The sequence below is a fragment of the Brucella sp. JSBI001 genome (genome assembly GCF_026014005.1).
Taxonomy (GTDB): domain Bacteria; phylum Pseudomonadota; class Alphaproteobacteria; order Rhizobiales; family Rhizobiaceae; genus Brucella; species Brucella anthropi.
Genome location: NZ_CP110339.1, coordinates 2,486,590 through 2,503,373 on the forward strand (window position 1 = coordinate 2,486,590; position 16,784 = coordinate 2,503,373).

Here is a 16,784-nt window from a genome sequence, read left to right on the forward strand (position 1 = left end):
AAGCAAGCCGGATGCGCTATCCATTCGTTGGTACAGCCGTTTGACCATCAATCGGTCATCTGTGCTGTCAGTCGGCGAGCACTGCTTCATGTTGTAGCGTGGCTGATTTCAGCCGGGTTCTTCGGTTCGCTAGACCGCAGGCCTGGTTAAGCAACCGTAAATGACCTTGACCGCGTAGACAGTGATCGTTCACAAGATGACGGATCAATAGCAGCTCCAGGAGTTTCTCCAAGAGCGTCTGGCCAAGGCTAATGGAAATAATCATGCATGAAATCATCTGCCCGCATTGCAACAAGGCATTCAAGATCGATGAGACGGGCTATGCCGATATCCTGAAGCAGGTGCGTGACAGTGATTTCGAGAAGCAGCTGCATGAGCGCTTGGAGTTGGCTGATCAGGACAAGCGTAACGCTGTTGAGCTTGCACAGGCTAAAGTTGCCAATGAATTGCAGAAGACTGCCGCAGCCAAGGATTCTGAAATCCAGGAACTGAGGGCAAGACTTGAATCCGGTGAAGTCGCGCAGAAACTCGCAGTTGCTGAGGCGCTGAGTGCTGTCGAAAAACAACGCGATACTCTTTTGCATGAGCTTGAGAAAGCAAGACGGGAGCAGGAGGCTGCATCAAAACTGGCCGAGGCGAAGCTTATTGCCGAACTACAGAAAGCAGCCACCACTAAAGACGCGGAGATCCAGAGCCTGAAGGCCAAGCTCGATGCAGGGGAGCTTTCGCAGAAGCTCGCGGTCACCGAAGCCGTCAATACGGTTGAGAAAGAGCGTGACGAACTGAAGAATGGGCTTGCTCGGATCACGCTCGAAAAACAGCTTGCTGAAACTGCACTCAGGGACAAGTACGAAACGCAGCTGAAGGATCGCAACGATGCAATCGAGCGTCTGAGGGATATGAAAGCGAAACTATCGACAAAAATGATCGGCGAGACGCTGGAACAGCACTGCTCAATCGAGTTTGACCGCATTCGTGCGACGGCTTTCCCCCGTGCGTATTTTGAGAAGGATAACGACGCGCGCAACGGTAGCAAGGGCGACTTCATCTTCCGCGACATGGACGATGCAGGTTCTGAAATCGTCTCGATCATGTTCGAGATGAAGAACGAAAATGACGAGACGGCTACCAAGAAGAAGAACGAAGACTTTCTCAAAGAATTAGACAAGGACCGGAGCGCGAAAGGCTGTGAATATGCCGTTCTGGTCTCGTTGCTTGAGCCCGAGAATGAGCTCTACAACACCGGGATCATTGACGTATCCCACCGCTATCCGAAAATGTACGTCGTCCGACCGCAGTTTTTCATCCCGATCATCACGCTGCTGCGCAATGCGGCGATGAACTCGCTCCACTACAAGAATGAGCTGGCACTGGTGAAGGCGCAAAATGTCGACATAACAAACTTCGAATCCCAGCTTGATGACTTTAAAGCCGCATTCGGGCGCAACTGGCGTCTGGCTTCAGATGGCTTTGAGGAAGCAGTCAAACGCATCGATGAAGCTATCAAGGATCTGGAGAAAACGAAGGAAGCGCTTCACAAGTCGGCCAACAACTTGCGGCTTGCTAACGACAAGGCAGAGGACCTGACAGTCAAGCGGCTCACGCGCGGTAACCCAACGATGGCTATCAAGTTTGCCGACCTCAAGCAGAACGGCATGCCCGATAATGAATGAGCAAACAAGCAGATTTTGGTGAACTCGCTGCCTATTCTCCCATAGCGTCAACCGATGTGTAACCATCATCCGGTGTCGGGAAAGTGGCAGAGTTATGCCGCTATGGCCGGGCGCGCTTCGGCGAGAAGTTCGATCGTTTTGAGCCGATGGCTTCCTTCGGAAACCGGGCAGTCGATGACAAACTCAGCGATGCCAAACTCACGGTGCAGGCGTTGAAGCTCAGTGTGAACATGGGCGGCCGTGCCACGGATTACACGTGGCGTGCGTTCTTCAATCGTGTATTGCGTGGCGCCTGCCTGCCTTACATATTCGAGCGCTTGTTCGTGGCTGCCGACGTTGACCGGCTGCAAACCTTCGGCTGCAACACGGAAGCGCCGAATATCAACTGCAAGCCTCTCTGCCTCGGCATCGCTTTCCGCAACGATTACGCCGACAGCTAAAATGGCAGGACGGTTTGTGATTGCCTGATAGGCGTCAACGGCTTCCTTTATGGCTGTCGGGTCACCCTGAATATGAGCCGCATAGACGAAGTTCCAGTTGAGACGTGCGGCAAGCTCAGCACTTTCGACGCTCGCACCCAGCAGGAAACGTTCAGGTTTTTGTGGCGGAACCGGATAAGCGGCAAGGCCGTTCCGGTCGGCGGTATTTTCCGGGCTTTGGTCGAGAAATTTATCTAACTCAATCAGTTGCTCATTGAAGGATGGTTTCCGATCAGGGGCATAGGCGCCCTGCAAGGCACGGGTTGAAAGCGGCAGTCCCCCAGGGGCTTTGCCCACACCCAGATCGACACGTCCGGGCGCCAGTGAAGACAGGAGATTGAAATTTTCTGCGACCTTGTAGGTGCTGTAATGCTGCAACATAACGCCGCCTGAACCAATTCGGATATGTTTGGTATGTGCCAGCAAAAAGCTGATCAACACTTCCGGTGATGAACTGGCGAGCTCTGGTGAGTTGTGATGTTCAGCCACCCAGAAGCGATGAAAACCTGCGGTTTCTGCTTTCTGCGCAAGCTTTATCGTGCGGGCCAGTGCCGTTTGAGCCGCTTCGCCGTCATGAATGGGACTTTTATCGAGAAAACTGAGCGCGTAGGGCATTTCATCCTCATCAACAATTTGATGAGGAGTAATCTATGTTTTTTGTAGAATATTAATCGAGCAACGATCTTCCAATATTTGCACGCTCATTAAACGTTCATGCCGTGCAAACGTGCAAGCAAAGAGGCACCGTTAAAGGAAGATACTGTTCGACGGCGGCTTTTTGCTCCCACTCAACAAAGTCGGGCAGCATTTGTTTCAGCGGAGGCTTTCCATGGTTGATATTATTGTACAGTCCTCTCTTTTGAATCCGGCATCGCAGCCCCTTATCGATGGCCTGGCTCACGAATATGATCTTCGTTATGCCGATCTGGACCGATCCGGTGGCGCGCGCGCAGAAATTCTGCGTTACCCCACGGACGCATTTGCGCCGCCGCTTGGCGGATTCCTGTTGCTTCAACGCGATGGGGAAACCATTGCCGGTGGCGCCTATATGAGCCACGACGATGAAACCGTGGAGCTCAAACGTATCTGGACCGCGTCGCATTTGCGCAGGCAGGGGCTGGCTCGCCGCATTGTGCTGGCGCTCGAAGAAAGTGCGGGCAATCTGGGCTATACGCGCGCTTATCTGTCTACGGGCTTCCGCCAACCAGAAGCAACTGCGCTCTACATCGCACTCGGCTATCGTCCGCTTTTCGATACATCCGTCGATGTTCTGCAATATCGCTCACTGCCCTTTGAAAAGCACATTGGCACCAAATTGGGCCAACAGATCTCCTCGCCACTTTATCCAGCATCAGCCTCCTTTGAAGAAGCAACCCAGCGTGTGCAGGAGCGCAAGACGGTGCAGGAAGCAAATATTCTGGCGCGGCTTCAAAGCTATCGCGAAGCCGCTGCATGAACAGGGAAACAAACCATGCCCCTTTCACACATTGGACATTTTGCCTTTCTCATTCCTGGCAGTCATCGCGAAAATGATCCCGCGCAGGGTTTAGAGGATACATTGCAGCTTTTCGAGCATGGAGAGCGGCTGGGATACGACAGTGCATGGGTGCGGCAGCGCCATCTGGAGCGCGGTATTTCATCCGCCGCCACCTTTCTCGCAGCAGCTTCGCAGCGGACAAAACGGATCGGTCTTGGCACCGCGGTTATTCAGCTTGGCTATGAAAATCCGTTTCGTCTGGCTGAGGATCTGGCGACGGTCGATCTGCTTTCGAATGGCAGGCTGAATGTTGGTGTTTCAGTCGGCGAACCGCCCTTCGCTCATCTGATCGCGGACTTTGTCGATGCCGTTCCAATTGCAGAATATAGTCATTCACGGGCTGAAAAGCTGGCGCGTGCCCTACGTTCAGAGCCACTGTCCGGCAAGACGGAGGCAGGCAATGCCGCTGGTGCCCAAATCCCGCGTTTGAGACCGTTTGCGGAAGGGCTGACCGAACGCCTGTGGTATGGCGGGGGTTCGCAAAATTCTGCCAAATGGGCGGGACAAGCCGGCTTTAATCTTTTGACTGGAAATATTGTCAGCGGTGAAAACACCGACAGTTTTCTGACTGCGCAGAAAGCATTGATTGAACGTTTCCGTCAGGAATGGGCGCATGAACGTGCGCCACGCGTCGCACTTGGGCGTGTGATATTGCCAACAGATGGCGCCAGCCCGGACGCGCGTCGTCGTTATGCGGAATTTGCGGCTGAACGTGATAAGCGGACGAGGCTTTCTCATGGTCCACGCCGTACGCTGTTCTTGCCTGATATTGTCGGGACGACGGAAGAAATTCTCGAAAAGCTGGCAGTCGACCCGGTTCTGCCGCTTGTGTCTGAATTCCGCCTGGAGCTTCCCTATGAATTCCACGCAGAGGATTATGCGCAAATCCTCACGGACTTTGGGCGGTTGCTTCCCGCATCTGGCACAAGGAAACCAGAACTCAGTGTCGTTTGGGCAGGTTAGCCCTCCGATCAATTCAATTACGATTGGAATAAAGTCATGAAACAAATTTCAAGATCTGTTTCTGAGTATGTTTCGAGACGGTTCTAATGAACCAAAATTGTAAGTAATTTGGGTCTTTCAGCGTAACTGCTGCGAGCATTAATCAGTGGCACATAGTGACACCGCCGCACATCTACTTCCGTTTTAGAGGCGGGTTCTAATTTTCTACAAAATCAGTCGATTATAGAAATGGCATTCTCGGCCAATTTGCCGAGCGCTGCTACCGTATGGCAGATTGATAAATCTGGAGTAATAAACAGAGATGGGATCAACGGTAACATATCTCCGCGAGAGTATTCCGCAATATGTTGAAGAGCCTGAAGATATTGAGGTTTCTCCAGGCGAACTCAAAGCAGCCATGAGACAGCTTGCAGGTGGCGTGAGCGTTGTCACGGCGGGTTTCGATGAAGGGCGCACCGGGGCGACAGTGACGTCAGCCACAGCGCTTTCGGTTGAGCCGCCAACGATTATCGTAAATATCAATCGCGGTTCATCGGTCTGGTCGGCGATTAGTCGCCATAACCATTTCTGCGTGAATGTGCTGTCCTCCGACCATCAGTCCGTTGCCGATCGTTTTGCTGGCAAGGGTGGCATCAAGGGCGTTGAACGTTACGCGGATGCTGAATGGTATGCACTAGAAAGCGGTGCACTAGCACTTGCTGGCGCATTGGCTTCCGTTGATTGCGCCGTGGAAGACGTGATCGAACGCCATACACATGCAATCGTGATCGGTCGCGTTCTGAAAATCGTTACGGGTTCCGGTGAACCGCTTCTATATCACAATGGCGGCTATCGCCTTCTGGACGCTATATCAGGCGCTTAACTGCGCCCAAGCGGGCGCAGAGCGGTCGTCTTCCAACCCACCGTTGCGGGTAAACTGTTCCAGCGTCATCCTATCGAGAACACCTGCTATTGCTTCGCGCACCAGCAGCATGGACCGGCGCACCTGACAGGCGCGATGATCCGCGCAGTCGTTGCACGGCTCGTACGCTGTGCGGCTGGCGCAACGGATTGGTGCCAGTGGTCCGTCGAGAACACGGACGACCTGACCAATGGTAATTTCCGACGCAGGCTTGGAAAGGCTATAACCGCCACCGGGACCTTTCTTCGACCGCAGAATGCCGTCATTGCGCAATTCCAGCAGGATTGCGTCGAGAAATTTCTTGGAGATATTATTCTGGGTGGCAATATCGGCGACGAACGCACTTTCTCCCGGTTCAAGTGCGGCGAGATGAGCCAGAGCCTTCAGACCGTATTTGCCCTTCTTCGTAAGCATAACCACTCCGCCGATGTTTCGCCGGAATGCTTTGCATGAAATCGAGAGAATTAATAGCTTACCGTGGCTGGCCGAGTGTCGCAGTATAGTGGCTGTTTTAACCGATTTCGCGCGATGCGGTCGGTGTATGATAATAAAGCGGGAAAATTAGACCGTAGGGAATGGTCACGATATCGGCCATCTGATCGTCGGTCGGGCGATCGTCATTCATATCCTCGGAGTCCCGGCAATCGGCTTGGATGTCGGCTTCCGACAATACGAAGATAATCGCGCTCCAAAGCAGAAACGGGAGCAGGGCGATGATGATATAGGTATAGCTCGTATCCATGTTTGAATGGTGGGCCACCAAACATTCTTCCTCAAGGAACAGACGTCTCCAAATCCACCTCTTTTCAGTCAGATTTTTCTTTTGAGCTTGTCACGGACAAGAATGAATGACGTCATAATCACGCTATCTAATTGACTCTATGGCATATTCTGTATTGTGCCGCTTTATGCTGCATTGCAATTTTAAAGTATATAAAAATTATAGAATTACTTTTCTTATCGGCAGGCCGACGGGTGCTTACGCTGCTCCCCATGGAAAACGTCTAGCTGCTCGGTGCGGATGCAGCGCGACCGGAACTGCAAGATAGACGCATGGCGTCGAACTCTTCCTTGGAGAAAAGACATGAGTGAACGAAAACAAATCACGTTTGGCGTCATGCTGCAGGGGGCCGGTGGCCATATGAACGCATGGAAGCACCCAAGTGGACCCGCCGATGCAAGCACCAATTTCGAGTTCTTCGTCAATGCCGCGCGCAAGGCAGAGGCAGCGGGGATCGCCTTCGCCTTTGTTGCTGACGGACTTTACGTCAATGAACAGTCGATACCGCATTTCCTCAATCGTTTTGAACCGATCTCGATCCTTTCGGCACTCGCGGCTTCCACCTCAAAAATTGGTTTGGTAGGTACGGTATCGACGTCCTACAGTGACCCCTTCACCATCGCGCGCCAGTTCGCTTCGCTGGATCTTATTTCTGGCGGACGCGCCGGATGGAATGCTGTCACCTCCCCGCTGGAGGGGTCAGGCCGTAATTACGGGCGCCCGCATCCGGAACACGAACTACGCTATGAAATCGCGGACGAATATCTCGACGTCATCAAAGGGCTCTGGGATTCCTGGGATGACGATGCTTTCGTCCGCGATCGCGAAAACGGCGTCTATGTCGATAAAAACAAGTTACGTCGCATTAATCACAAAGGGCGGTTTTTCAATGTCGAAGGACCGCTGAATATCAGCCGTTCCAGGCAGGGGCAGCCAGTGGTATTTCAGGCCGGATCGTCGGATTCGGGCATCCGGCTTGCCGGTAAACATGCCGATGCGGTGTTTACGAACGGTGCCAAGATTGAGGACGTGCGATCTTTCTACAGGCAGGTAAAGCAAAGTGCCGTTGCACAGGGGCGCAGTTCTTCCGATGTAGGAATTTTCCCCGGTATTGGCCCGATCGTCGGGCGGACGCAGGAGGAAGCCGACGCGAAGTATCAGGCGATCCGTAATCTGGTGTCGGTCGAAGAGGCGCTGCTTTATCTCGGTCGCTTCTTCGATCATCACGATTTCAGCATCTATCCGCTCGACGAGCCTTTCCCTAAACTCGGCGAGATCGGCAAGAACAGTTTCCGCGCCACAACAGATCGCATCAAGAAGACGGCAAGGGAAACCGGTGCCACATTACGCGAGATCGCACTCGACGTCGCGACACCCCGCACCGCCTTTATTGGAACGGCGAAAGCCATTGCCGATGAACTGATCGATTGGGTGGAAAGCGAAGCCGCCGATGGTTTCATTCTCGGCTTTCCCGTCATTGCGGAAGGTCTCGATGATTTCATCCAACATGTACTGCCGATTCTGGAAGAGCGTGGCTATTTCAACCCGGAACTGAGAGGTGAAACGCTACGCGATCATCTGGGGCTGCCGTTCCGCGAAAGCCGTTATTCGTCGGCGGCCGAACAACCGGTAAACAAGGTTGCGCGAGCCTGAGGAGCCGGTTTCATGGATGTTACCTCCCGATCCCGCAACAGGCTTGATGCCGCCAGAGAAGGCATTGCCGCGCATCTCGATGAATTCATAGCGCTTCGCCATGACATTCATCAGCATCCGGAGCTTGCCTTCAACGAGCATCGCACGAGCTGCCTCATTGCTTCAAAACTCGCCTCCTGGGGCTATGACGTCACGACGGGAGTTGCGGGAACCGGCGTGGTTGCAACCTTGGTGCGAGGGGAAGATCGGCGCCGTCTCGCGATCCGGGCAGATATGGACGCTCTACCGATAGAAGAGGCAACGGGGCTTCCCTATGCCAGCCGAAACAAAGGTGTGATGCACGCTTGCGGTCATGACGGGCACACGACGATCCTGCTTACGGCTGCGCGATATCTGGCCGAGGCGGGGAATTTCAGCGGTACGCTCGATCTTGTTTTTCAACCGGCAGAAGAAATCGGTGCCGGAGCACGCAAGATGATAAGCGAAGGGCTTTTCGAACGGTTTCCCGCCGATGCGGTGTTCGGATTGCACAACTGGCCGGGTGTCACCGCAGGACGTTTCGGGTTTGTCGCCGGACCGGCGATGGCATCTGTAGACAAGGCTGTCATCAAGATCGTCGGCAAGGGTGGTCACGGGGCTGAACCGCACAATGCTGTCGATCCTATTGTCGCCGCTGCGTCTCTCATTACCGCCTTGCAGAGCATCGTTTCGCGCAATGTCGATCCACGTGAAATGGCGGTTGTCACGGTCGGCTCCATTCATGGCGGTGAAGCTTCGAACGTCATTCCTGGTTCGGTGGAACTGCAACTGACGATCCGTTCCTACAGCGAAGAGGTGCGGCGCGGATTGCAGATACGCATCCCGGCGCTTGCTCGCGCGCAGGCTGAAAGTTTTGGTGCCGTTGCGGAGGTCGACTATAGGTTGGGCTTTCCTTCTGTCATCAATCCGGTTGAGGAGACCGCATTCGCCTGCAAGGTTGCAGTCGACGCCTTCGGCGATGACGCTCTAGACAGCGCATTTGCGCCACGCACTGCCAGCGAGGATTTTGCTTTCATGCTGCAGGCAAAGCCCGGCAGCTATCTCTTCGTCGGTAACGGCGACAGCGCGCCGCTGCACAGCGCCGAATACAACTTCAACGATCAGATCATCGCGCCAGCTGCCCTCTATTGGGTGCAGCTTGCCGAAGCCTTTCTCAACGAAAACAGACGGTGATGATGATGAGCGATATCTTTCTGTACACCAGTTCTCTTGATCCACGTGCGAAGCCGCTCATCGATGAGCTTCTGTATGAATATGACAGTCGTTACGGCACTTATTTCAACGCGGAAGGTGCGGCGGCAGAAATGAACCGCTATCCGCCCGAGGCGTTTGCACCCCCCGGCGGTAATTTTGTGCTGTTGATCCGGGACGGTGAAACCATCGGCGGCGGTGCCTTTAAGGCTTTTGATGCGCGTACTGCGGAGTTCAAGCGCATCTGGACGCGGTCGGATCTGCGGCGACAGGGGCTGGCGCGCAAGCTTCTCGTGGAACTGGAAGAACAGGCGGCAAGACAGGGCTATTCCCGCATCTATCTGACGACCGGCTTCCGTCAGCCTGAAGCCGTCGGTCTCTATCTTCACAACGGCTATACGGCGCTTTTCGACACAGGTGCGGATCCTGAAATTTACAAGACGCTGCCTTTTGAAAAGGAGATCGGCCATCTGGCCGCTCCGCTCGGGCGCGGCAACGATCGTCACATCACGGACCGACAACATATCGCCAGCCAGTGAACATCATCACAGGGCTGAAGGCCAAGGAATGACCAGATGGCAGTAACGACAGAATTCTCAAACGTGCAGATTGCAACCCGCCCCGTGGAGCGCAAGCAGGACTATTCGCGCTACAGGATCGTTCCGGCAAAGCATCCAGCACGCTTTGTGGGTAGTGTGTTCGCGGCCCTCGTGATCGGGCTTGTGCTCTATTCGATCTTTACCAATCCGCAGTGGGGCTGGAACGTTTTTGCTGAATGGTTCTTTGCCGAACCGGTGCTCGTCGGCCTCGGGCGGACGCTGCTGCTGACAGCACTCGCGGCTGTATCAGGTTCCATTCTCGGCACGCTGCTGGCCTTAGCCCGTGTATCGAGGTCGCCGCTGCTTTCGGGCCTTTCCTGGGGTTATATATGGTTGTTGCGTTCCATACCGCTGATCGTATTGCTGCTTATCCTGAACAATCTCGGTTACCTCTATGCGAACATCACGCTGAGTGTGCCTCTCACAGATCGCGTATTGTTCGATTACCCGACGGTGCAATTGCTGACACCGTTTGCAGCTGCCTTTCTCGGCCTGACCCTCAACCAGTCAGCCTTCTTCGCCGAAATCGTACGCGGCGGCATTCTCTCCGTCGATCAGGGTCAACATGAAGCTGCTGCCGCGCTTGGCCTGCCGCGCAACCGTCAAGCCTTGCGAATTGTTCTGCCACAGGCCATGCGTTCCATCCTTCCGACGGGTTTCAACGAGATCATCGGTCTCGCCAAGGGCACTTCCATGGTCTATGTGCTCGCCTTGCCGGAGCTGTTCTACACAGTTCAGGTGATCTACCGGCGCAATCTGGAAGTCATTCCACTGCTCATGGTCGCGACGGTCTGGTATCTGGTCATCATGACCGTGCTTTCGGTGGCGCAGTATTATATCGAGCGTTATTTCGCCAAGGGTGCGGTTCGCAATCCGGTTCCCCTGCCATTCCAGGCATTCTTCAATCGCTACAAGCGCTCCTTGCCGCTGACCTCGGAGTTGTCGGGACAAGTGCACAAGACGGTTCCGGTCGCGGGTTTCCGCGATGTCGGCACAGTGTCTGCAGGCGCACCTATTCATATCCACGATATTTCCAAGCGCTTCGGCCCGAACACGGTGCTGAACCATGTGGAATTGTCCCTTCCGGCAGGCAGTGTGACGGCAATTCTCGGCCCGTCCGGCTCCGGTAAGTCCACGCTGCTGCGCTCGATCAATCATCTGGAGCGTGTGGATGAAGGCTTCATTGCCGTTGATGGCGCGCTGGTCGGTTATCGTCAGGACGGAGACACGCTCTATGAGTTGAAGGAAAAGGACATTCTCAAACGCCGTGCCGATATTGCGATGGTGTTCCAGAACTTCAATCTCTTTCCGCACATGACAGTTCTTGAAAACATCATCGAAGCGCCGATCCAGGTACGCGGTCTTGCGCGGGATGCAGCGGTCCGGCTGGCGCTTGATCTGCTGGCGCGTGTCGGCCTCAGTGACAAGGTTGAAGCCTATCCGCGTCAATTGTCCGGAGGGCAGCAGCAGCGCGTGGCGATAGCGCGGGCATTGGCGCTTCGTCCGAAGGTCATCCTGTTCGACGAACCGACTTCGGCGCTTGATCCGGAACTGGTCGGTGAGGTGCTCGACGTCATCAAGGAACTTGCCCGTACTGGCACTACCCTTGTGATCGTTACTCACGAGACCGGCTTTGCGCGTGAAGTTGCCGACACGGTTGTCTTTATGGAAGCCGGGCAGATTGTAGAGGCCGGTCCGCCATCCCGCATTTTCAACGACGCGCAGCATCCGCGCACACGTGAATTTCTGGCCAAGGTTCTTTGAACCGGTGCTGGAAGAACCGACACAACAAGGAGACGGGAAATGACATTTATCAGAAAAGCGGGCTACTGGACCGCCGGAGTTATCGCTATTGGGTTGCTTGGTTCCGGTGCTGCGCGCAGCGAGGGAAAGTTCGATCTCAGCCCGGAACAGCCGAACCGGCTGCGCGTCGAGAAGATCGCCAAGCGTGTCGAGGAAATCAGGAACTTCAAGTTCGTCAAGGACGGCGTTCTGACTATCGGCATAAGCACCAGCGGACATCTGCCACTGCATGACTATGCGTCGGATTCCAAGACCGTCATCGGTTACGACGTCGATCTGGCGCAGATCATCGCCGATAGTCTGGGCCTCCAGCTGGAACTGGTTTCTGTCGCATGGGCTGACTGGCCGCTGGGTCTTTCCTCTGGCAAGTTCGATGCAGTGATTTCGAATGTGACGGTGACGGAAGAACGTAAGGAGAAATTCGATTTCTCCACCTATCGCAAGGATGAGCTTGGCTTCTATGTGAAATCCGACAGCGAGATCGGCGAGATCAAGTCTCCGAAAGATATTGCCGGTCTCAAGGTCATCACAGATGCGGGCACCAATCAGGAAAAAATCCTGCTGGAATGGGACCGCCAGAACGTAGCTGCCGGTCTGAAAGCCGTTGAGGTGCAGTATTACGATGATGATGCGGTCAAGGATCTCGCCGTCCAGAGCGGACGCGCCGACGCCGTTTTCAGCGTAAATGCGACGCAAGCTTACTCTGCAGGCATTAACGGCAAGACGAAGCTGGTCGGCACTGTGAGCGGGGGCTGGCCGATTACGGCTGAAATTGCCGTCACGACGCGCAAGGGAAGTGGCCTTGCCCAGCCGCTGACCGATGTCCTGAATGATTTGATCGCAAGCGGGGCATATCAGAAGGTTCTGGAAACCTGGAATCTTGGACCGGAAGCAATCACCGAAGCCAAAACCAACCCGCAGGGACTGCCGAAGAGCGGCTCATGAGTTGAAAGTTGAGGGGCGGGTCGGTTCGAGGGGACGCAAACTGACCCGCATATTTCTGTGATACTGGAGAAAATTTACATGAGAGCAGGAGCTCTGTTGATCGCGGCCCTTGCATGGGTGGCATTTCCGGTTCTGACGGCCGTGGCAGGAGACGGTTTCGACCTTTCTCCGGAGCAACCGGGTCGTATTCATACGAAGAAGAATGAGACGGCGGCCACAGCCATTCCCGCTGACTTCAAATTCGTTGCGCCGGGTAAATTTACCGTGGCCGTGGCTCCCGGTGGCCCGCCTCTGGCGACTTATGCCACTGATGCGCGAACGGTCGTCGGCGCCGATCCGGAATATGCTTCTGCGATCGCTGAAAGTCTGGGCCTGCAGCTGGATCTCGTTCCGGTGGCGTGGATCGACTGGCCGCTGGGGCTGGCTTCCGGCAAGTATGATGCCGTCATTTCAAACGTTGGCGTGACCGAGGAACGCAAGGAAAAATTCGACTTTTCGACTTATCGCCAGGGTCTGCACGGGTTCTTCGTCAAGTCGGACAGTCCGGTCACCTCTATTAAGGAACCGATGGATGCTGCGGGTTTGCGCATCATTGTAGGTGCGGGGACAAATCAGGAGCGCATTCTCGTCAAATGGAGCGAGGAAAACGTTGCCGCCGGTCTGAAACCGATTGAATTGCAATATTACGACGATGAAGCCGCAAGCCTGCTTGCGCTCCGGTCAGGACGGGCCGACGTGATTGTGCAGCCTCATGCGCAGCTCGTTTTCATTGCAGCGCGTGACAAGAATATCAAGCGGGTCGGAACATTGAGCGCAGGTTGGCCGGATCGTTCCGATGTCGCGATCACAACCCGCAAGGGGAGCGGTCTGGCCGATGCACTGACGGTGGCTACCAATGGTCTGATTGAGGATGGAGCCTATGCCAGAATTCTCGAGCACTGGCAGCTGGATGAAGAAGCGCTTCCCCGATCCGAAACAAACCCGCCGGGACTGCCGAAGTTCAACTGAGCCGAATATTGTTTCCCTGTAACTGAAGGATCGAAAGTGCCCAAAACTGTCGAATATTTCTTCTCCATCGGATCGCCGTGGTCATATCTCGGGCTGGATACGTTGGAGGAGCTGTCCTCAAGACATCTGGTTGAAATCAAGCCTCATCTGGCGACTGTCATCGAGGAGAATGGCGGAATATTCGCCAGAAACCGTCCCGATGCGCGCCGTGCCTACGGCACGCGTGATCTGAAACGATGGGCGAAGTTTCGTGGTAAACCTTTGCTGGTGGAAAATCGCCCGGCACTCGGCGACCCGACGTCTGCTTCCTTTTTGGTGATCGCCGCCTATCTTGCCGGCGAGAACTGGTTGCAGTTGGTGCGGGCGCTGCAACATGCCTTCTGGGAAGAAGCGAAGGATATAGGGCAACCGAATGTCCGCCGCGCGGTGGCTGACATCGCAGGCTTCGACGGGGCCTATCTCCTGTCACGGGAGCAGGACGAGGACGTCCAGGGAAAATGGCGAAATGATCGCGAGATTGCCGTCGAAAAGGGCGTATTCGGATTTCCAACCTACATCTATGAAGATGAAGTTTATTGGGGACAGGACAATCTGGGCTTCCTGTCGAGCCATCTGCGCGGCGAGATACCTTAGGTTCATAGCAGGATTCTAGAAAGCCGCGTTCGGATGCTTTGCTCGGCTTTGTGTCGGCGAGCCTTTAACACTTTGGATTTCTGCTTGTCGAGTTGTTGGGTGATTTCTTATTGTATTTGTTCCAAATCAATGAACTCTCTGTCTGATCCGATAATTTCCAACCGAAAGACATGCTCGCAAATAATAGCAGAGCAAATGCAGGTTGGACGTGAAAATAGCATTATTGGGCCGTATGGTCGCGCCTGCTTTCCGACTGCCGGAACAGGGTTTTCCAAGTGTCAGTCAGCCATTTTCATTTTTACTAGAAGCCGCCAGGGTCGTCGCGTTGGCGGCGATGGTTCTGGCGCTCTGCTGGCAGACCACAGCATCCGCCGCTGATCTGGAAAAATACCTTCCCAAGGTTGAGGCAAGCGCGCTCTTCAAAGAGGCCGATGCTATCGGCAAGCCGCAGGGCGAGCCGCCAATCGCACCACTGATGAAGCGGGGTGAGGTAATCGGTTATGCTTATTTGAATTCTGATTTCACCAGTTCCATCGGTTATTCCGGCAAGCCTATCCATATTGTCGTCGGCATTGATACCAAAGGCGTCATACGCGGCATAAAACTGGTCGACCACAAAGAGCCGATCGTGCTGATCGGCATTCCCGAAGCGAAGGTTGTGGCTGCGCTGAACTCGCTGGTCGACAGTGACATGAGTGCTGTCGCGGCTGGCCAGAACAAGCCTCCGCAGGTGGAAATCGTCAGCGGTGCCACGGTTACTGTGCTCGTCATGGGAGACAGCGTCGTTCGTTCGGCCGTCGGGCTCGTTCGTAGTGGGCGGCTCGGTAATGCGCCTGTGCAGGTCGCCGCAGCCGATGCGCAGCGCACGGTTGATCTGGAGATCCGTGATGAGCAGGACTGGCAGGCACTGATCGGTGACGGTTCGGTCCGCAGCCTGAAACTGTCGGTTGGTGACGTTACACAGGCATTCCGTGACGCCAAACATGATCGTGCCGCCGAAAACCCCGAAACAACCAATCCCGAAGACGAATTCATCGAGCTTTATGTTGCGCCAGTATCGGTGCCATCGATCGGTATCAGCTTGCTTGGCAAGGATGGCTTCGAACGTTTGCAAAAGCGGCTGAAGCCAGGACGTCAGGCGATCCTGGTTGCGGGCGACGGAGCCTATTCTTTCAAGGGCTCCGGATATGTGCGCGGCGGTATCTTTGACCGCATCGAGTTGATGCAGGACGGGCAGGGCGTACGTTTCCGCGACAAGAACCATACCCGTATCGGCGATATCATGGCCGAAGGCGCACCGCGTCTGCGCGAGATAGCACTGTTCGAGGTGCCTGACGGGTTTGGCTTCGACGTGACAGAACCGTGGGATCTGCAGCTTCTGGTACAGCGCGGTTTCGGTGCGCGGGACAAGGCCAATATCAGTTACGATCTCGGCTACAGTTTGCCGGAAAAATATCTGGCGAAGCAGCCGGAACCAGCTCCCGCGCAGCCTGCAGCAACGACTGCAGATGCACCGCGTCAGCCGCAACCGGTCGGCGAAGCCAATGCAGCCGACATTCTGGGCGAGGGCAATCCGCTCTGGGTCCGGATGTGGGAGATGAATCGTGCCAATGTGGTCATCACCGCTTTTGCCATCACGGTTCTTGTCGGCATCTTCTTCTTCCAGAACAGTCTGGTTAGGCATCCGCGCTTCTTCACCTGGCTGCGGCGCAGCTATCTTCTGTTCATCCTTGTCTGGCTTGGTTTCTACAACAATGCACAATTGTCGGTCGTCAACGTCCTGACCTTCACCAACTCCCTGATTACCGGCTTTAACTGGGAATTTTTCCTGACATCGCCGCTGATCTTCATTCTGTGGGCATCGGTGGCGGCGGGGCTGCTGTTCTGGGGGCGTGGCCCCTTCTGCGGCTGGCTGTGCCCGTTTGGCGCCCTGCAAGAACTTACCAATAATCTCGCCCAATGGCTGAAGGTGCCGCAGGTCAAGCTTCCATGGGGACTGCACGAGCGTCTCTGGCCTCTCAAATACATGATCTTCCTCGGCCTGTTTGGGTTGTCGCTCTATTCGGTTGCGCTGGCAGAAGTGTTTGCAGAAGTCGAGCCGTTCAAGACCTCGATAATTCTCAAATTCGCACGTGAGTGGCCGTTCGTCATTTATGCGCTGACACTTCTGACTGCAGGCCTGTTCATCGAGCGCTTCTACTGCCGTTATATGTGCCCGCTCGGCGCGGCTCTTGCCATCCCCGGACGCATCCGCATGTTCGAATGGCTGAAACGTTGGCCGGAATGCGGTTCGCCCTGCCACCGTTGTGCCAAGGAATGCCCGGTCGAGGCGATCCATCCGGAGGGGCAGATCAATGTCAATGAATGCATTTACTGCATGCATTGTCAGGAACTCTATCACGACGACCAGCGCTGCCCGCACATGATCCAGGTGCGCGTGAAGCGTGAAAAATTCGCAGCCCGCAATGCCCCCCTCGTAGCGGCTGCCGAACGTGGCGGTGGACCGGCCAGACCCGTCATCTCAGTCAAAGGAAAACCGGTTGAAGGCGTTGCCGATACCGGTCCTGCTGTCTGACTTT

Annotated in this window: 15 protein-coding genes; 12 read left to right on the forward strand and 3 right to left on the reverse strand. The window is 55.0% G+C overall.

The annotated features are described in order from the left end of the window. The first annotated feature begins 263 nt into the window (after positions 1 to 263). The gene (locus LJ361_RS11675) at positions 264 to 1,673 is read left to right on the forward strand and encodes a DUF2130 domain-containing protein (RefSeq protein WP_264811569.1); all 1,410 of its coding nucleotides are present in this window, start codon (positions 264 to 266) and stop codon (positions 1,671 to 1,673) included. A gap of 92 nt (positions 1,674 to 1,765) precedes the next feature. Here LJ361_RS11675 and LJ361_RS11680 read toward each other — a convergent pair whose 3' ends face one another. Then, positions 1,766 to 2,767: an LLM class flavin-dependent oxidoreductase gene (locus LJ361_RS11680; RefSeq protein ID WP_264811570.1), complete on the reverse strand. Its 1,002-nt coding sequence runs from the start codon at positions 2,765 to 2,767 to the stop codon at positions 1,766 to 1,768. Positions 2,768 to 2,981: 214 nt separating this feature from the next. Between LJ361_RS11680 and LJ361_RS11685 the strand changes: the two genes are divergently transcribed. The 3 genes from LJ361_RS11685 (at position 2,982) to LJ361_RS11695 (ending at position 5,514) form a co-directional block, all read left to right on the forward strand. Further along, positions 2,982 to 3,608, forward strand: coding sequence for a GNAT family N-acetyltransferase (locus tag LJ361_RS11685; RefSeq protein WP_264811571.1), 627 nt, complete (start codon positions 2,982 to 2,984; stop codon positions 3,606 to 3,608). 15 nt (positions 3,609 to 3,623) lie between these two features. Further along, entirely contained in the window at positions 3,624 to 4,652 is a 1,029-nt protein-coding gene (locus tag LJ361_RS11690; protein ID WP_264811572.1) for an LLM class flavin-dependent oxidoreductase, read from the forward strand. Positions 4,653 to 4,953: 301 nt separating this feature from the next. Then, a complete protein-coding gene (locus tag LJ361_RS11695) occupies positions 4,954 to 5,514 on the forward strand; it encodes a flavin reductase family protein (RefSeq protein ID WP_166942367.1) in 561 nt (186 codons plus the stop codon). Here the strand turns inward: LJ361_RS11695 and LJ361_RS11700 are convergent. Beyond that, positions 5,503 to 5,967 carry an RrF2 family transcriptional regulator gene (locus tag LJ361_RS11700; RefSeq protein WP_010660640.1) on the reverse strand — a complete coding sequence of 155 codons (465 nt, stop codon included), beginning with the start codon at positions 5,965 to 5,967 and terminating at the stop codon, positions 5,503 to 5,505. The genes LJ361_RS11695 and LJ361_RS11700 overlap by 12 nt on opposite strands. Positions 5,968 to 6,064: 97 nt before the next feature. Next, positions 6,065 to 6,313 (reverse strand): hypothetical protein, encoded by a 249-nt coding sequence (locus LJ361_RS11705; protein WP_010660641.1) that lies wholly within the window; start codon positions 6,311 to 6,313, stop codon positions 6,065 to 6,067. Positions 6,314 to 6,637: 324 nt separating this feature from the next. Between LJ361_RS11705 and LJ361_RS11710 the strand changes: the two genes are divergently transcribed. The 8 genes from LJ361_RS11710 (at position 6,638) to LJ361_RS11750 (ending at position 16,780) form a co-directional block, all read left to right on the forward strand. Further along, positions 6,638 to 7,987, forward strand: a complete 1,350-nt coding sequence (locus LJ361_RS11710; protein WP_264811575.1) for an LLM class flavin-dependent oxidoreductase — start codon at positions 6,638 to 6,640, stop codon at positions 7,985 to 7,987. A 12-nt stretch (positions 7,988 to 7,999) separates the two neighbouring features. Then, positions 8,000 to 9,199, forward strand: coding sequence for a M20 aminoacylase family protein (locus tag LJ361_RS11715; protein WP_264811576.1), 1,200 nt, complete (start codon positions 8,000 to 8,002; stop codon positions 9,197 to 9,199). Between the two features lie 5 nt (positions 9,200 to 9,204). Continuing rightward, on the forward strand, positions 9,205 to 9,756 hold the full coding sequence (locus LJ361_RS11720; RefSeq protein ID WP_036588272.1) for a GNAT family N-acetyltransferase: 552 nt from the start codon (positions 9,205 to 9,207) through the stop codon (positions 9,754 to 9,756). Positions 9,757 to 9,792: 36 nt separating this feature from the next. After that, a complete protein-coding gene (locus LJ361_RS23495; protein ID WP_320109268.1) occupies positions 9,793 to 11,580 on the forward strand; it encodes an amino acid ABC transporter permease/ATP-binding protein in 1,788 nt (595 codons plus the stop codon). A 39-nt stretch (positions 11,581 to 11,619) separates the two neighbouring features. Next, positions 11,620 to 12,564 carry an ABC transporter substrate-binding protein gene (locus LJ361_RS11735; protein WP_010660646.1) on the forward strand — a complete coding sequence of 315 codons (945 nt, stop codon included), beginning with the start codon at positions 11,620 to 11,622 and terminating at the stop codon, positions 12,562 to 12,564. A 78-nt stretch (positions 12,565 to 12,642) separates the two neighbouring features. Then, positions 12,643 to 13,572 carry an ABC transporter substrate-binding protein gene (locus LJ361_RS11740; protein WP_264811578.1) on the forward strand — a complete coding sequence of 310 codons (930 nt, stop codon included), beginning with the start codon at positions 12,643 to 12,645 and terminating at the stop codon, positions 13,570 to 13,572. A 36-nt stretch (positions 13,573 to 13,608) separates the two neighbouring features. Next, a complete protein-coding gene (locus LJ361_RS11745) occupies positions 13,609 to 14,205 on the forward strand; it encodes a 2-hydroxychromene-2-carboxylate isomerase (protein WP_029928802.1) in 597 nt (198 codons plus the stop codon). A gap of 334 nt (positions 14,206 to 14,539) precedes the next feature. Continuing rightward, complete coding sequence (locus LJ361_RS11750; protein ID WP_036588276.1) at positions 14,540 to 16,780, forward strand: regulatory protein NosR; 2,241 nt, start codon at positions 14,540 to 14,542, stop codon at positions 16,778 to 16,780. Positions 16,781 to 16,784 lie beyond the last annotated feature (4 nt).